The 14530-nt window shown below is 66.3% G+C and carries 14 protein-coding genes; 4 read left to right on the forward strand and 10 right to left on the reverse strand.

Annotation, left to right across the window (positions count from 1 at the left end; translation table 11 throughout):
- Window positions 1-1623: an AMP-binding protein gene (locus PIGHUM_RS01220; RefSeq protein ID WP_124077424.1), complete on the forward strand. Its 1623-nt coding sequence runs from the start codon at window positions 1-3 to the stop codon at window positions 1621-1623.
- Window positions 1624-1625: 2 nt separating this feature from the next.
- Window positions 1626-2366, forward strand: coding sequence for a GntR family transcriptional regulator (locus PIGHUM_RS01225; protein WP_124077425.1), 741 nt, complete (start codon window positions 1626-1628; stop codon window positions 2364-2366).
- An 84-nt stretch (window positions 2367-2450) separates the two neighbouring features.
- On the opposite strand, the gene PIGHUM_RS01230 is transcribed toward PIGHUM_RS01225, so the two are convergent.
- The 9 genes from PIGHUM_RS01230 to PIGHUM_RS01270 all read right to left on the reverse strand — a co-directional run bounded on the left by PIGHUM_RS01230 (window position 2451) and on the right by PIGHUM_RS01270 (window position 10618).
- Entirely contained in the window at window positions 2451-3158 is a 708-nt protein-coding gene (locus tag PIGHUM_RS01230) for an ABC transporter ATP-binding protein (protein ID WP_124077426.1), read from the reverse strand.
- Window positions 3151-3915, reverse strand: coding sequence for an ABC transporter ATP-binding protein (locus PIGHUM_RS01235; protein WP_124077427.1), 765 nt, complete (start codon window positions 3913-3915; stop codon window positions 3151-3153). The genes PIGHUM_RS01230 and PIGHUM_RS01235 overlap by 8 nt, the downstream gene beginning before the upstream one ends.
- Entirely contained in the window at window positions 3912-4883 is a 972-nt protein-coding gene (locus PIGHUM_RS01240) for a branched-chain amino acid ABC transporter permease (protein WP_425466661.1), read from the reverse strand. The genes PIGHUM_RS01235 and PIGHUM_RS01240 overlap by 4 nt, the downstream gene beginning before the upstream one ends.
- A gap of 44 nt (window positions 4884-4927) precedes the next feature.
- Window positions 4928-5788: a branched-chain amino acid ABC transporter permease gene (locus tag PIGHUM_RS01245; RefSeq protein ID WP_124077429.1), complete on the reverse strand. Its 861-nt coding sequence runs from the start codon at window positions 5786-5788 to the stop codon at window positions 4928-4930.
- Window positions 5789-5911: 123 nt separating this feature from the next.
- Entirely contained in the window at window positions 5912-7087 is a 1176-nt protein-coding gene (locus PIGHUM_RS01250) for an ABC transporter substrate-binding protein (protein WP_124077430.1), read from the reverse strand.
- Window positions 7088-7186: 99 nt separating this feature from the next.
- Entirely contained in the window at window positions 7187-7972 is a 786-nt protein-coding gene (locus PIGHUM_RS01255; protein WP_124077431.1) for a GntR family transcriptional regulator, read from the reverse strand.
- Window positions 7973-8157: 185 nt separating this feature from the next.
- Window positions 8158-9336 carry an ammonium transporter gene (gene amt / locus PIGHUM_RS01260; RefSeq protein WP_246012878.1) on the reverse strand — a complete coding sequence of 393 codons (1179 nt, stop codon included), beginning with the start codon at window positions 9334-9336 and terminating at the stop codon, window positions 8158-8160.
- 163 nt (window positions 9337-9499) lie between these two features.
- A complete protein-coding gene (gene glnK / locus PIGHUM_RS01265) occupies window positions 9500-9838 on the reverse strand; it encodes a P-II family nitrogen regulator (protein ID WP_124077432.1) in 339 nt (112 codons plus the stop codon).
- Between the two features lie 57 nt (window positions 9839-9895).
- Entirely contained in the window at window positions 9896-10618 is a 723-nt protein-coding gene (locus tag PIGHUM_RS01270) for a TorF family putative porin (RefSeq protein WP_124077433.1), read from the reverse strand.
- A 263-nt stretch (window positions 10619-10881) separates the two neighbouring features.
- Between PIGHUM_RS01270 and PIGHUM_RS01275 the strand changes: the two genes are divergently transcribed.
- Window positions 10882-11148: an accessory factor UbiK family protein gene (locus tag PIGHUM_RS01275; protein WP_124077434.1), complete on the forward strand. Its 267-nt coding sequence runs from the start codon at window positions 10882-10884 to the stop codon at window positions 11146-11148.
- 45 nt (window positions 11149-11193) lie between these two features.
- Here PIGHUM_RS01275 and PIGHUM_RS01280 read toward each other — a convergent pair whose 3' ends face one another.
- Window positions 11194-12102: a LysR family transcriptional regulator gene (locus PIGHUM_RS01280; RefSeq protein WP_124077435.1), complete on the reverse strand. Its 909-nt coding sequence runs from the start codon at window positions 12100-12102 to the stop codon at window positions 11194-11196.
- Window positions 12103-12226: 124 nt separating this feature from the next.
- Between PIGHUM_RS01280 and metE the strand changes: the two genes are divergently transcribed.
- Entirely contained in the window at window positions 12227-14521 is a 2295-nt protein-coding gene (metE, locus tag PIGHUM_RS01285; RefSeq protein WP_124077436.1) for a 5-methyltetrahydropteroyltriglutamate--homocysteine S-methyltransferase, read from the forward strand.
- The last annotated feature ends 9 nt before the right edge of the window (window positions 14522-14530 follow it).

A 14530-nucleotide genomic window follows, 5' to 3' on the forward strand; every position in this document is an offset into this window, starting at 1 on the left:
ATGGGCGCATCGCCGGACCATACTTTCGCGCAGCGGCTGGAAGACCTCGTCGCCAGCCGGCCCGATGCCTGCGCGTTGATCGACCGCGGCCAGCGGCTCTCGTTCCGCCAATTGCAGGACCAGGTCCAGGCCCTCGCAGCCGGGCTGGCGGGCGCCGGCATGCGGCCCGGCGACCGCGTGGCATTGTGGCTGCCCAATTGCACGGCCTGGGTGGTGTCCTTCCTCGCCTGCGCGCGGCTGGGCGCCGTGGTGCTGGCCGTCAACACCCGCTTCCGTTCGGCCGAAGTGGCCGACATCCTCGGCCGGGGCAAGGCCGACTGGCTGTTGTTCTGGCCTACCTTCAAGGGCATCGATTTTCCTGCGATCCTGGACGAAGTGCCGTCGGCGAGCACCGCGCGGCTGCGCGGCCTGGTCGCCTGGACAGAGCCGGGCGAACCCCTCGCACCCGCCTGGCGCGGCCATAGGCAGCACGCCTTCCGGCTCCTGGCGGCGGGCGGCGGCGCCGCGCCGGCTGCACAGCCCAACGCCGGCGTCCTATGCTTCACCACTTCCGGCACGACCTCCCTGCCGAAATTCGTCCTGCACGATCAGCGCACCCTATTGCTGCACGGCGATGCAGTAGGACATGCGGCAGGCTACGGCGACGGCAGCTGCGTGCTTGCCAGCGCGCCGTTCTGCGGCGCCTTCGGCTTCGCGACATTGGCGGGCGCCCTGGCCGGCGGCGTGCCCCTGGCGCTCGAACCCGTGTTCAGCGCCGTCTCCTCGGTCCAGGCCATCCGCCGCTACGGCATCACGCATACCTACGCCAATAACGAGGCGCTGATGCACATCCTGCAGGCAGCGTCGCCGGGAGATCTGGCATCGGCCCGGCTATTCGGCTTCGCCAGCTTCGCGCCAGACTCCGGGCAACTGTTCGCGCTGGCCGACGCGGCCGGCCTGCCCCTGGCCGGCCTGTACGGTTCGAGCGAACTGCAGGCCCTGCTGGCCGTGCAGCCGGCGGATGCATCGCAGGGCGACGTCACGCTGCGCCGCCAGCCAGGCGGCGTCCTGGTGCATCCGCGCGCCTTGGTGCGCGCCCGCGATCCGCAAACCGGGGCGCTGCTGCCTCATGGGCAATCCGGAGAGATCGAGATTCGTTCGCCCAGCCTGATGCTCGGCTATCTGGACCAGCCGGAGGAAACGCGCAAGGCGCTGACGCACGACGGCTATTTCCGCACGGGCGATCTGGGCTATACCGTCAGCGTCCGCCAGTTCGTTTTCCAGGCGCGCATGGGCGACTCGCTGAGACTGGCGGGATTCCTCGTCAATCCCGCGGAAATAGAATCGGTGGTCGCGGCGCTGCCCGGCGTGCGGGCCTGCCAGGTGGTCGGGGCGAACCGCCACGGCAAGACCGTCCCCTTCGCCTTCGTCCTGCTGGAGCCGGGATCGGACGCGGACGAGCAGGCATGGCATGCGGCATGCCGGACTAGAATGGCAGGCTTCAAAGTCCCCGCCGGTTTTGCCGTGCTCGACCGGTTCCCCTCGGTGCAAAGCGCCAACTCCGTCAAAATACAGAAAAACAAGCTGCGTGAGCTGGCCGACGCGATATTGCGAGATGCTTCTTCTCCTGCACCCGACCCCTGACCATGTCATCCGATAAGATTTTTTCGCGCAGCCTGCAGCCCCTGTACCTGCAGGCCGCATCGATTTTTCGCGGCAATATACACAACCGCAGCTGGTGTCCCGGAGAGCGGATTCCGCCGCTCGAAGATTTGATGACGACTTACGGCGTATCCCGGGCGACGCTGCGCCAGGCGCTCGGGCTGCTGGAAGCGGAGGGCCTGATTCGCCGGTCGCGCGGAGCGGGCACCTTCGTCAACGAGTCCCTGCCGGAAAAGCCCGTCCTGAGAATTCCCAAGACCTGGGCCGAGACGGTCGAACTGAGCAATCAGCTGGGCACGGTATCGCTGGTGCAGTCCGATGCCGATATGCCGCTGCCGGACGCGCTGGGCGTCCGCTGCGACGCCCGGCGCGGCACGAGCTTCCAGTACCTGCGCCGTGTCCACACCACGGCCTCTGCGCCGTTCTGCTATAGCGAGGTCTACCTGGAAAGCGGGCTGTTTCGCAAGCATCGCGCCCGCATCCAGAAAAGCACCGTGGCGCCGGTGCTGGACCAGTTCTACGGATCGCGCCTGACGGAAGCGCGCCAGGTGCTGAACATTATCGAAGCAGGCAGAGAGTCGGCCGAAGCGCTGCAGATCCCCGTTTCCTCCCCGGTGGTCGAGCTTCGCCGCTGCGCCTGCCTGGGCGACCGGATCGTGTATTACGCCAGACTCGAATTCCCGTTCCACAACATGACCATGGAGTTCGACCTGCTGGCGCATTGACGGACCCGGGGAGGCGCCCGGCAGACAGGCCGCGCGGAGCGGACCGGCAAGGCCTGTGCGCAGCAGGCCTCGCGCGCCGCCGGCTCAGTGCTTGGACACCCCCAGCAGCCCGTCCAGCGTCGCCGCGTCGGCCAGCAGTTCCTGCGCGGATGCCCGGTGCACCACGCTCCCCCGCTCCAGCACGACGGCATCGTGCGTGATGGCGAGGGCCTTGCGGGCGTTCTGCTCCACCAGAATGGCGGACATGCCTTCGTCCCGGATGATTCGCTGCAAGGCGGCCATCAGTTCCTGCACGATGATGGGCGCCAGACCCTCCAGCGGCTCGTCCAGCAGCAGCACGCGCGGATTGAGCATCAGCGCGCGGCCGATGGCGAGCATCTGCTGTTCGCCGCCCGAGAGCTGGTTGCCCATGTTGGCTCGGCGTTCCTGCAGGCGGGGAAACATCGCGTACACCCGCTGCACGTTCCACGGCCCCCGCACCGCGATGGCGGTGAGGTTCTCCTCGACCGTCAGCGACTTGAAGATGTTGCGCTCCTGCGGCACCCAGCCTATTCCGGCCAGGGCGCGCTGGTCGGGGCGCAGCCCGGTGATGTCCCGGCCCGCCAGTTCGATGCGGCCGGCAAAGCGGCGGGTGTGGCCGACGATGGTGTTGATCAGGGTGGTCTTGCCCGTGCCGTTGCGGCCCAGCAGGGCCAGGGCCTGGCCTTCGCCCAGGGTCAGATCGACGCCCATCAGCACCCTGGCCTCGCCGTAGCCTGCGACGATGCCTTCGAGTTTGAGCAGGTCAGCCATGCGCGCCCCCGATGACTTCCTCGCCCAGGTAGACCGCCTTGACGCGCGGATCGCGGGCGATTTCGGCGTTGGCGCCTTCGACGAACAATCCGCCGTTGACCAGCACCGAGATGCGGCTGGCGAAGGAAAATACCAGGTCCATGTCGTGCTCGATCAGCAGGATGGTGACGTCCTCGGGCAGGGCGCCCACGGTATTGAGGATCTCGCGTCGCTCGCCGTCCGGCACGCCGGCCACCGGCTCGTCCAGCAGCAGCACGCGCGGCTTGGCGGCCAGCGCCAGCGCGATTTCCAGCAGGCGCTGCTTGCCGTAAGGCAGCACCGCGGTCTTGCGGTTCATCACGTCCAGCAGGTTGCACTGTTCGAGCAGCTGCGCGCATTCGTCCATGATCTCGCCATGGCGGCCGAGCGCGCGCAGGAAGCGCCAGCCCTGGCCCTCACGTTCGGAGATGGCCACGGCGAGCGACTCGGCCGGCGTCATTTCGGCGAACAGCTGGTTGATCTGGAAAGTCCGCACCAGGCCCCGGCGGGCGCGCGCATGCACCGGCAGGCCGGTGATGTCGTGCCCTTCCAGTTCGATGCGGCCGGCCGTCGGGGTCAGCACCCCGGTGAGCAGGTTGATCAGCGTGGTCTTGCCGGCGCCATTGGGGCCGATCAGCGCCTGGCGGGCGCCGCGTTCGACCGTGAGCGACACGTCGTTGGTGGCGACCAGGCCGCCGAAGCGCTTGGTCAGGTTGAAGGTCTGCAGTACCGTGGTCATGGCTTGGCTCCTTGGCCGCGGCGGAACCAGGTCCAGGGACGGGTCAGCTTTTCATGGCCCACGACAATGATGACGACCAGCAGCAGGCCGATCCAGAACTCCCAATATTGCGGCGTGATCCCGGACAACCAGTCCTGCATGACCTTGAAGATGATGGCGCCGATGATGCCGCCATAGAGATAGCCCACGCCGCCGATCACCAGCATCAGCATCACGTCGGCCGAGCGGTGGAAGGCCAGCACGTCCAGCGACGCGAATCCCGTGGTCTGCGCCAGCAGCGCGCCGGCCACGCCCGCATAGGCAGCCGCCAGCGTATAGACGGCGGCGCGGCGGCGGTTGACGGCCACGCCCATGGCCGCGGCGCGCAGCGGGTTCTGGCGCACCACCTGCAGCGACATGCCGAACGGCGAATGCACGACGATGCGGGCAATGAAGAACAGCACCGCCAGCACGATGATCGAGTAGGTATAGGCGGTGCGGCCGAACAGGTCGAACTCGAAAGTGCCGAAGAGCGGCACCATGGTCACGCCCGTCAGGCCATCCGCGCCGCCCGTCAGCCAGTTGAGCTTGTTGGCGATTTCGTACAGGATCAGCGCGACGCCCAGCGTCACCATCAGGCGGGTCAGGTCCGAGCCGCGCATCACCAGCACGCTGGTCACCAGCCCGAGCAGCGCGCTCAGCGCCGCCGAAATGCCCAGCCCCAGGATGGGATCGATGCCGAAATGCTTGGCCAGCAGCGCGGCGCAGTAGGCGCCCAGTCCGAAGAAGGCGGCATGGCCCAGCGAAACGATGCCTGCGTAGCCGAGGATCAGGTCGAGCGAAACGGCGAACAAGGCCAGGATGGCCAGTTCGTTGAGCAGCAGGAAACCGCTGGGCAGCACGAAGGCCGCGGCAATGGCCACCGCCCAGAAAGCGACCTCGACGGGCCGGATGCGCGACCAGCGCGCGCCGGCGGCGCGCAGCGGCATGGCGGGGGCGGACACGCCGCCCCGGGTTGCGGTCGTGGCTTTCATTACTTGCCTCCCGCCCGGGCGAACAGGCCTTGCGGGCGCCACATCAGCGTGATGATCATGACGCAATAGATGATGAATGCTCCGACAGTGGGGATGTAGTACTTGCCGGCGACGTCGGCCACGCCCAGGAGCAGCGAGGCCAGCAACGGACCGGTGATGGAAGACGTGCCGCCCACCGCCACCACGATCAGGAAATAAATCATGAACTTGACCGGGAAGGTCGGATCCATGCCGAGCAGGTCGGCGCCCAGCGCGCCGCCCAGGCCGGCCAGGCCGGAGCCGAAAGCGAACGTCGACAGAAACACCAGGTTGATGTTGATGCCCAGCCCGCTGGCCGCGCGCGGATCGTCCACCGCCGCGCGCAGGCGGCTGCCGAACCGGGTCTTGCTCAGGATCAGTTGCAGCGCGATCACCAGCACCACGCAGATCGCGATCACGAACAAGCGGTAGTGCCCGATGCCGACGCCGGCCACTACGGAGCGGCCGCTGAGCCACTCCGGCAGGTGCAGCAGCTGCTGCTGCGACCCCATGAAGAAATCGACCGTGGCCATGGCCATGAAGGTCAGCCCGATCGAGAACAGCACCTGGTTCAGGTGCGACTGCCCGTACACCCGCTTATACAGCGTGCGCTCCAGTATCGCGCCCAGCAGCGCCGACACGATGAAGGCCAGCGGCAGGCACAGCAGGAAGGGGACATTCAGGCGCTGCATGGCCAGAACGGTCACGTAGCCGCCCACCATCGCGAACGCCCCGTGCGCCAGGTTGATGAAATTCATCAGGCCCAGCGTCACCGCCAGCCCGCAGGCCAGCACGAATAACAGCATGCCGTAGGCAATGCCGTCAAAAAGAATAGTCAACAAGGGAAGTCCCCCCCTACGCGCTTACGCGCGCCCCCCAGGGGGCGGCACTGGCGGACCGGCAAAGCCGGATCCGCTGTGCCCTGGGTCGGGCGCCGTATCGCGGTTCTGGGTTACAGAAAGCGTTTACTTGATTTTTGCAGGGTCTTTGACGGCTTCGATTTTATCGAAAGGCACGTTGTACAGGCCGCCGTTCACTCGTTCCACCTTGGTGATGTAGACGTTCTGCACCATCTCGCGGGTCTGCGGGTCGAGCATGACCGGACCGCGCGGGCTGTCCCACTTCTGGCCCTTCATGGCCGCCAGCAGCTTGTCGCCGTTGGTGTCGCCCTTGGTGGCTTCGAGCGCCTTGTAGATCAGGTGCATGCCGTCGTAGCCGCCGACGCTGTGGAAGTTCGGACGCATGCCCTTGTTGGCCTTGGCGATGCCGGCCACGTAGGACTTGTTGGCCGGGTTGTCCAGCGCGGCGGAGTAGTGCATGGACGTCACCACGCCCAGCGCCACGTTGCCCATGTCGTTCAACAGATCGTCATCGACCACGTCGCCGGTGCCGATCATCTTGATGCCGGCCTTGTCCAGGCCGCGCTCGGCGAATTGCTTCATGACCACCGACCCCATGCCCGAGGGAACGAACACGAACACGGCGTCCGGCTTGGCGTCGCTCACGCGCTGCAGGAAGGGAGCGAAGTCCGGGTTGTTCACCGGCACGCGCAGTTCTTGCATGACTTCGCCGCCGTTGGCGGTGAAGACTTTCTTGAACGAGTTCTGAGCGTCGATGCCGGGGCCGTAGTCGGCAACCAGGGTCACGACTTTCTTGATGCCGTTCTTGGGCGCCCATTGGGCGATGCCCAGGGTGGCCTGCGGCAGCGTGAAGCCGGAACGCACGACGTAGGGCGACTGCTCGGTGATCATCGCGGTGGCTGCCGCCATCACGACCATGGGAACCTTGGCCTGGGTGGCGATGGGCGTGGTCGACAAGGCCAGCGGCGTCAGGCCGAACCCGGCCAGCACGGCGACCTTGTCGTTCACGACCAGTTCCTGGGCCAGGCGCTTGGTGGTGTCGGCGACGTTGGCGTCGTCCTTGATGATCAGCTCGATCTTCTTGCCGCCGACCGTCGTGCCGTGTTCGGCCATGTAAAGGCGCACGGCGGCTTCGATCTGGCGTCCGGTGGACGCGAACGGGCCGGTCATGGGCAGGATCAGGCCGACCTTGACCACGCTCTGGGCATAGGCCGGCATTGCACTGGTGCCAGCCAGCATCAGCGCGGCGGCAAGTTTGAGCAGACTGCGTTTGTTGTTCATGGTGTCTCCTTGCGTACTCACCTGGTTGAAGTCATTGAAAAGCGCTAACCGCCCGAGCGCGGCATGGCGGCGGTCGTGCCATCGCGCAAACGCTGCACATTACCGCAGGATGCGTCTTCTGATGAGGCGCGCTCCCGGTATCCGTTCGAACATATGCTGATTACGCAATACTGACTGCATATTTCGCAAAGCAATGCGCGCGTGCTCGCGCATGATGGCCTCGGCGCGCGCGCCTTCGCGGTCCTCGATGGCGCTCAGCACCATCCAGTGCTGGTCCTGCGCCACGATCAGGCTGAGCCAGGCTTCCTCGCTATCGGCCTGGGCCTGCAGGAAACCGTTGGGAGAGGCGAACGGCAGGTTGGTGGCGCGCGCGATCTGGCGCTCCAGCACGGCGCTGCCGGGCAGCGCATGCAGCATCTGGTGGAAACGGCGGTTCAGCTCGATGTAGCGCGACAGGTCGGCCACGCTCCGGCCCGATCCCTTCAGCACCGTGTCGATCTCGGCCAGGCAATCGCGCATCGCCTCGATATCGCCGGCGGCCACCCCACGCTCGGCCGCGATGCGCACCGCCAGCCCTTCCATGGTGCCGCGCACCTCGACCGAATCGCGGATCTCCGCCTCGGTGAACGCCTTGACCGCGTAGCCTCCCGAGGGAATGAGCTCGAGCAGGCCTTCATCTTCCAGGCGAGCCATGGCGGCGCGGATGGGGGTGCGGGAAATGCCCAGCCGGTCGGCCACGCTGGGCTCTGACAGCCGGTTGCCCGGCGTCAGTTCGCCGGAGAGGATCAGTTCGCGCAGGCCCAGTTCAGCGGCGGTGGTCTGAGCGCCGCCCGGCTTGGTCCTGGCCTCCGTGGACCGCAGGCTGTTGAAACGGTCGGTGCTCATGGCCGCATGCCACGGCCGACGGCCGGGATACAGAATGCATGAACCCGACCGGCCGGACAGCCTGGTCGGTAAAAGCGGGAATCGCTCATCGTCTCCGTCTTGCCGCGAACTCTGGATACAGACTGTATACAGACTCGACGAAGAACCACAAGCGCTTTCCACCGACTCTAGGGAAACTCCGGGGTCTACGAATGATAGGCGCTTTCACCGTGGCTGGTGATGTCCAGGCCTTCGCGCTCGTCTTCCTCGGACACCCGCAGGCCCAGCAGCGCGTCGGCGATCTTGTAGGCGATCAGGGCGACGATGGTGGTCCATACGATGGTGATGACCACGGCCTCGACCTGCACCCACAGCTGGGACAGGATGGTCATGCCGTCCACGCCCGGGCCGCCCAGGACCTTGGCGTTGAAGACGCCGGTCAGCAGCGCGCCGACGATGCCGCCCACGCCGTGGACGCCGAACACGTCCAGCGAGTCGTCGACCTTCAGCATGCGCTTCAGGCCGGTGACGCCCCACACGCAGATCACGCCGGCGATCAGGCCGATGATGAGCGCGCCGACGGGACCGACCACGCCGGCCGCCGGGGTGATGCCCACCAGGCCGGCGACGGCGCCCGAAGCGGCGCCCAGCATCGAGGGACGGCCCTTGACGGCCCATTCCGTGAAGATCCACGCCAGCACCGCGGCGGCGGTGGCGACCAGGGTGTTCATGAAGGCCAGGGCGGCGACGTTGCCGGCGGTCAGCGCCGAGCCGGCGTTGAAGCCGAACCAGCCCACCCACAGCAGCGACGCGCCGATCATGGTCATCGGCAGGTTGTGCGGCGACAGCGCTTCCTTGCCGAAGCCGATGCGCTTGCCGATCACGTACGCGCCCACCAGGCCCGCCACGCCGGCGTTGATGTGCACCACCGTGCCGCCGGCGAAGTCCAGCGCGCCGCGTGCGAACAGGAAACCCTGGGTTTCGCCGCCGAACCACACCATATGGGCGATGGGAATGTAGGCGAAGGTGAACCACAGCACCATGAACAGCAGCACGGCCGAGAAGCGGGCGCGTTCGGCGAAGGCGCCGACGATCAGCGCGCAAGTGATGCCGGCGAAGGTGGCCTGGAAGGCGGCGAAGCTCATCTCCGGCACCGTGCCCGAGAGCGGGAACTCGCCCGTCTCGGCATCGAACAGGCCCTTCAGGAACAGGCGGTCCAGCCCGCCGAAGAAGGCGTTGCCGTCGGTGAAGGCGAGCGAATAGCCGTAGACGAACCACAGCACCACGATCAGCGAAAACGTGACCATGACCTGCATCAGCACCGACAGCATGTTCTTGCTGCGCACCAGGCCGCCGTAGAACAGCGCCAGGCCGGGAACGACCATCAACAGCACCAGGATGGTGGAGGTGCTCAGCCAGGCTACGTCGGCGCCCACCAGGGCGGGTGCCTCTTCCGCCAGCGCGGGGCCGGCGAACGCGGCCAGCGCCGCGCCAGCGCCGAGCGCCTTGATCATGGAGGAATATTCGTTTTTCATTTGAACCGTCCTATCAGAGGGCGTCTTTGCCGGTTTCGCCGGTCCGGATGCGAATGACTTGTTCGAGCGGGAATACGAAGATCTTGCCGTCGCCGATCTTGCCGGTGCGCGCCGACTCCTCGATGGCTTCGACCACGCGCTCGACCAGGTCGTCTTCCAGCGCGATCTCCACCTTGACCTTGGGCAGGAAATCGACCACGTACTCGGCGCCCCGGTAGAGCTCCGTGTGCCCTTTCTGGCGGCCGAAGCCTTTGATCTCGGTAACGGTGATGCCCTGGACGCCGATGCCGGAGAGGGCTTCGCGCACCTCGTCGAGCTTGAACGGCTTGATGATGGCGGTGATGAGTTTCATGATGAACCCCTCATGTCGTTGAATCGAAATGGCTGACGGGCGGCCGTGCCGCCGCCGTCAGAATGCTTTGCTCAAGCTCAGCACGCCGCCGAAACGGCCGGCATTCTTGCCCCGGTTGGTGACGATCCAGTCCTTCTTGCTGGTGGTGACCAGCGACAGGCCGACGATCCAGCCATCCAGGTCCTTGGTCACGCCGACCTTGTAATCGACGTAGTGATTCAGGCCCGTGGCGTCGTTCTTGAGCTTCTGGTAGCCGACGTGGCCGTTGGCGCCCCAGCCGTCGCCCAGGTCGAAGGCCGCGCCCAGGTCCAGGTAGAAGTTGTTCTTGCTGTCGGGCGCGCCGAAGAAGTCGGTCATGCCGTGCGAATACTTCAGGGTGAACGGACCGTAGCCGACGGCGCCGTACAGCTCGAAGTTGTCGATGGTGCTGCCGTTCAGCTTGGAACCGGGGTAGTAGTAGTACAGGCCGCCCACGTCGAAGGAGAAATCCTCGTAATTGAACTTGTAGCCGCCGTAGAAATCCATCTCGAGGCTGCCGCCGCTGAACAGGCCGCTATCGACGTTGGAGTTCCAGTTGCCCAGGTAGAAGCCGGACTTGTGGGCGAAGTCGAAGCCGCCCTGGAAAGCCGGCTTCAGATTGGTCTGGCTGAAGCCGCGGAACCGGTAGTCGCTGAACAGGCCGGCGTTCCCGCTGAACGTGTAGTCGGGTTCCGGGTCGGCGGCGAAAGCCGTCGAGCTCGCACACATAGCCAGGGCAGTCGCAAGCAAAGTCTTTTTCATGATGCATGTCCGATACGAGGTTGTCCGCCAGCGCGCGAAGGGCGCGCCGGGTCTTGGCGCGGAGCCGAATGCCTATACACAGGCTGCCGGTTGTTACCGAGCATTTCCCGTGCCAGGCCGGAATGCCTCGTGGCGCACCAATGGCCTGCCTCCAGGCCCCACTTCGGTGCGGGAAGCGGTGCGCGCGCACCATCTCGCGGCGCGCGCACGCTTGCGGCTCGGACTACACTGGAGGACGGCAGCCGCTTTCAAGGAAACACGTCATGATCAACCGCAACGACTGGTTCGAAGACCTGCAGAAAAACATCTCCGACCTGATCGCCCGCAGCCCGGCGGCCGATATCGAGCGCAACGTCAAAGGCTTCCTGGGACAGACCTTCACCAGGCTGGATCTGATCACCCGCGAGGAATTCGATATCCAGACCGAGCTGCTGGCCCGGACCCGGGCGAAGGTGGACGCGCTGGAAGCGCAGATGATCGCGCTCGAGGCGCGGCTGATCATGCTGGAAGGCAAGGCCTCCCAGCCGTAGCCATCGGGAAGGAGAGATTGCAGGCGGCGGGGGGCTGCCTGCGCCTCAACCCCGCAGGCGCGGGCTCGGCACGTTCCCGTCCCGCGCGAACGCGACGAACGACGCCAGATAATCGACCGACGCATCCGCCTCCCGCGTGCCCAGGAAGATCTGCTTGGCGATGCCGTCCTTGCCGAGCTTGACGCTGGCCACGGGCAGACGGTCGGCGTATTCCTCGGCGAGCCAGCGCGGCAGCGCCGCCACCCCGCGGTTGCTGGCCACCATCTGCAGGATGATGTCGGTCGTCTCGATGGTCTTGTGCCGGCGCGGCGCCACGCCCGCGGGACGCAGGAACTGGTTGTAGATGTCGAGGCGGTCGGTCTCGACCGGATAGGTGATGAGAGTTTCGTCCAGCAACTGCTCCGGCTCGACGTAGCGCGCGCCGGCCAGGGGATGGCCTTCGGCCACGACCAGCACCTGCTCGTAGTCGAACACCGGGTCGAAGCGCAGGCCCGGACGCTTGAGGGGATCCGGCGTGACGAGCACGTCGATGTCGTAGCCGAACAGCGCGCCGATGCCGCCGAACTGGAACCGCTGCTTGACGTCCACGTCCACGTCGGGCCAGCGCTCCAGGTAGGGCGACACGACCTTGAGCAGCCACTGGTAGCACGGGTGGCACTCCATGCCTATGCGCAAAGTGCCGCGTTCGCCCTCGGCATACTGCTTCATGCGCGCCTCGGCATGCTCGAACTGCGGCAGCAGCCGTTCCGCCAGCGACAGCAGGTACTGCCCGGCCTGGGTCAATCGCAGGCTGCGCCCCTCGCGGTCCCAGATGGGCGTGCCCAGCTGCTGTTCGATCTTCTTGACCGTGTGGCTCAGCGCCGACTGGGTGAGATAGAGCGCGCCGGCGGCCGCGGTCAGCGATCCCTGGCGATGGACTTCGCGGATGATGACCAGGTGTATGCGTTCGAGCATGGTGCGGCACTCCCTGCTTTGTATGAACCAATCTAATGGAACAATGAAATAAGACCATTTTATTTCATTGATCGACCTCTCTATCATCGTGGCCATTCCTGTTTCTTTTTGAATGGCGGCACCCATGGCCACGACCCACAACCTAGGCTTCCCGCGCATCGGCGCGAAGCGCGAACTCAAGTTCGGTCTCGAACGCTACTGGAAAGGCGAATCCTCGCTCGGCGAACTCAAGGCGCTGGGCGCGCAGCTGCGCGCGCGCAACTGGGCCAGCCAGCAGAACCTGGATCTCGTGCCGGTCGGCGATTTCTCGTTCTACGACCAGGTGCTGGACATCAGCTTCACGCTGGGCAACCTGCCGGCGCGCGTGCAAGGCTTCCACGGCGATCCGCTCGACAATTATTTCCGCGTCGCCCGCGGCCGCTCGGCCCGGGGCGCGGACGAACACGCCGCATGCTGCGGCGGCGTGGCCGCCGGCGAGATGACCAAGTGGTTCGACACCAACTACCACTACATCGTCCCCGAGTTCACCGCCGACACGACGTTCACGCTGGACGCGTCGCGCTACGTCGAGCAACTGGCCGAAGCCCGCGCCCAGGGCGTGAAGGCCAAGCCGGTACTGGTCGGCCCGGTCACCTACCTGTGGATAGGCAAGTCCAAGGACGACTCCGACAAGCTCGCGCTGCTGCCGCGCCTGCTGCCGGCCTACGCGCAACTGCTGGCCACGCTGGCCGAACAGGGCGCGGAATGGGTGCAGATCGACGAACCCGTGCTCATCACCGAACTCGCGCCGGAATGGCGCGAGGCGCTGCGCAGCGCGTATGCCGCCCTGGCCGGCGGGCCGGCCAAGCTGCTGCTGGCCACCTACTTCGGCCAATTGCAGGAGAACCTGCCGCTGGTTTGCGAACTGCCGGTGCAGGGCGTGCACCTGGACGCCGTCAACGCGCGCGAGGAAGTCGATGCCCTGGTCGCGCAGCTGCCGGCCGACCGCGTCGTGTCGCTGGGCGTGATCAACGGCCGCAACATCTGGAAGACCGACCTGAACGGCGTGCTGGACTGGCTCGAGCCCGTCGCCCGGCAACTGGGCGAGCGCCTGTGGATCGCCCCCTCGTGCTCGCTGCTGCACGTGCCGGTGGACCTGGCCAGCGAACAGAAGCTCGACGCCGAAGTGAAGTCGTGGCTCGCCTTCGCGCTGCAAAAGCTCGATGAACTGAACGTGCTGGCGCAGGCGCTGCGCAACGGCCGAGACGCCGTCCAGGCCGAACTGTCGGCCAACCGCGCCGCCATCCAGGCCCGCTGCGCCTCGCCGCGCGTGAACGACCCGGCGGTCAAGGCAGCCGTGCAGGCCGTCACCGCCGCCCTAGGCCGGCGCCAGCAACCCTACGCGGTCCGCGCCGCCAAGCAGGCCGAACTGCTGAAGCTGCCGGCATTCCCCACCACCACCATCGGCTCGTTCCCGCAGACCGCCGACATCCGCCGCGCCCGCAGCCAGTACAAGGCGGGCGAGCTGGACGAGGCCGGCTACCGGGCGGCGATGCGCGCCGAGATCGCGCGCAGCGTACGCGAACAGGAAGCGCTGGGGCTGGACGTGCTGGTGCACGGCGAGGCCGAGCGCAACGACATGGTCGAATACTTCGGCGAACAGCTGGACGGCTATGCCTTCAGCCAGTTCGGCTGGGTGCAGTCCTACGGCTCGCGCTGCGTGAAGCCGCCCATCCTGTTCGGCGACATCAGCCGCCCGAAGGCCATGACGGTCGAGTGGATCGAGTACGCGCAGTCGCTCACCGGCAAGCCCATGAAGGGCATGCTGACCGGCCCGGTCACCATCCTCAACTGGTCTTTCGTGCGCGACGACCAGCCGCGCTCGGTGTCGTGCCATCAACTGGCGCTGGCGATCCGCGAAGAAGTGCTGGACCTGGAACGCGCCGGCATCAGCGTGATCCAGATCGACGAGGCCGCGCTGCGCGAAGGCCTGCCGCTGCGCCGCGCGCAATGGCAGGAGTATCTCGACTGGGCGATCGAATCGTTCCGCATCACCGCCAACGGCGTGCGCGACGAAACGCAGATCCACACGCACATGTGCTATTCGGAGTTCAACGACATCATCCAGTCCATCGCCGACATGGATGCCGACGTGATCACCATCGAGACTTCGCGCTCGGACATGGAGCTGCTCGACGCCTTCGACGACTTCAAGTACCCGAACGAGATCGGACCGGGCGTGTACGACATCCACTCGCCCAACATCCCGACCGAGGCGCACATCGTGCAGTTGATGCAGAAGGCCGCCGAGCGCGTACCGGCGCAGCGCCTGTGGGTGAACCCCGACTGCGGCCTGAAGACCCGCCAGTGGGAGGAAGTCATTCCGGCGCTGGCCAACATGGTCGCGGCCGCCAGGACGCTGCGCGGCCAGGCGGCGTAAGAGCCTCGC

It is taken from the genome of Pigmentiphaga humi, assembly GCF_900606115.1.
GTDB classification, from domain to species: domain Bacteria; phylum Pseudomonadota; class Gammaproteobacteria; order Burkholderiales; family Burkholderiaceae_B; genus Pigmentiphaga; species Pigmentiphaga humi.

Bases quoted from the DNA above. Each gene is read 5' to 3' on its own strand.
- PIGHUM_RS01250 (WP_124077430.1), bottom strand. From the start codon at position 7,087: ATGAACAACAAACGCAGTCTGCTCAAACTTGCCGCCGCGCTGATGCTG.
- PIGHUM_RS01220 (WP_124077424.1), top strand. From the start codon at position 1: ATGGGCGCATCGCCGGACCATACTTTCGCGCAGCGGCTGGAAGACCTC.
- PIGHUM_RS01230 (WP_124077426.1), bottom strand. From the start codon at position 3,158: ATGGCTGACCTGCTCAAACTCGAAGGCATCGTCGCAGGCTACGGCGAG.
- PIGHUM_RS01270 (WP_124077433.1), bottom strand. From the start codon at position 10,618: ATGAAAAAGACTTTGCTTGCGACTGCCCTGGCTATGTGTGCGAGCTCG.
- PIGHUM_RS01240 (WP_425466661.1), bottom strand. From the start codon at position 4,883: ATGCCGCTGCGCGCCGCCGGCGCGCGCTGGTCGCGCATCCGGCCCGTC.
- PIGHUM_RS01255 (WP_124077431.1), bottom strand. From the start codon at position 7,972: ATGAGCACCGACCGTTTCAACAGCCTGCGGTCCACGGAGGCCAGGACC.
- metE (WP_124077436.1), top strand. From the start codon at position 12,227: ATGGCCACGACCCACAACCTAGGCTTCCCGCGCATCGGCGCGAAGCGC.
- PIGHUM_RS01280 (WP_124077435.1), bottom strand. From the start codon at position 12,102: ATGCTCGAACGCATACACCTGGTCATCATCCGCGAAGTCCATCGCCAG.
- PIGHUM_RS01235 (WP_124077427.1), bottom strand. From the start codon at position 3,915: ATGACCACGGTACTGCAGACCTTCAACCTGACCAAGCGCTTCGGCGGC.
- PIGHUM_RS01275 (WP_124077434.1), top strand. From the start codon at position 10,882: ATGATCAACCGCAACGACTGGTTCGAAGACCTGCAGAAAAACATCTCC.
- PIGHUM_RS01225 (WP_124077425.1), top strand. From the start codon at position 1,626: ATGTCATCCGATAAGATTTTTTCGCGCAGCCTGCAGCCCCTGTACCTG.
- amt (WP_246012878.1), bottom strand. From the start codon at position 9,336: ATGGTCGTTCCCGGCCTGGCGCTGTTCTACGGCGGCCTGGTGCGCAGC.
- glnK (WP_124077432.1), bottom strand. From the start codon at position 9,838: ATGAAACTCATCACCGCCATCATCAAGCCGTTCAAGCTCGACGAGGTG.